Origin of the sequence: Streptomyces yerevanensis, assembly GCF_000716805.1 — a bacterium.
GTDB classification, from domain to species: Bacteria; Actinomycetota; Actinomycetes; order Streptomycetales; family Streptomycetaceae; genus Streptomyces; species Streptomyces flaveus.
This window is the reverse complement of the sequence record NZ_JNWJ01000207.1, coordinates 1-660: the sequence shown is the minus strand read 5'-3', so window position 1 is coordinate 660 and position 660 is coordinate 1. Positions and strand designations below refer to the sequence as shown.

Below are 660 nucleotides of genomic sequence, written 5' to 3'. Positions count from 1 at the left end.
GAGCCGAGGAAGAAGTTCCGCCACACCGGCATCAGCGGGACGACGGCGAGGTCCTGGTAAACCGTGGCGATGCCCTTGTCGAGCGCCTCGCGCGGAGTGCTGAAGCGCACCGGTTCGCCGTCGACGAGGAACTCGCCCTCGGTGTGCTGGTGCAGCCCGGAGATGATTTTGATCAGCGTGGACTTGCCGGCGCCGTTGTCGCCGAGGACGCAGGTCACCCTGCCGGGCTGCACGGAGAGGGTCACGCCGTGCAGGGCGCGGATGTTGCCGTAGGACTTGCCCGCGCCGCGCAGTTCGACGATCGGCTTCTCGTCCTGGGGGGCGTCTTTGACGAGGGCCCCGTTGGCCGTGGATCCGTTGCTTGTCATGGGATCAGATCACCTCCGGGTGGCCGCGTTGCGGACCCACAGATTGACGAGGGTGGCGCCGAGCAGCATCACGCCCAGGAAGGCCATGAACCAGTCGGGGTTCCAGCCGGCGTACACGATGCCCTGCTGCACCATGCCGAACATGAAGGCACCGAAGACCGGGCCGATCGCGGAGCCGTAGCCGCCGGTCAGGAGACAGCCGCCGATCACCGCCGCGGCGATGTAGATCAGCTCCTGGCCGACGCCCTCGCCGGACTGCACGGTGTTGAAGGAGAACAGCTGGTGCATACCG

The 660-nt window shown here is 67.1% G+C and carries 2 protein-coding genes; both read right to left on the bottom strand.

What is annotated here, in order from left to right:
* The coding region (locus OP79_RS49075; protein WP_033329791.1) for an ATP-binding cassette domain-containing protein at positions 1-368 on the bottom strand (368 nt) is incomplete at its 3' end.
* A gap of 9 nt (positions 369-377) precedes the next feature.
* On the bottom strand, positions 378-660 hold a 283-nt coding region (locus OP79_RS49070), incomplete at its 5' end, for an ABC transporter permease subunit (protein ID WP_033329789.1).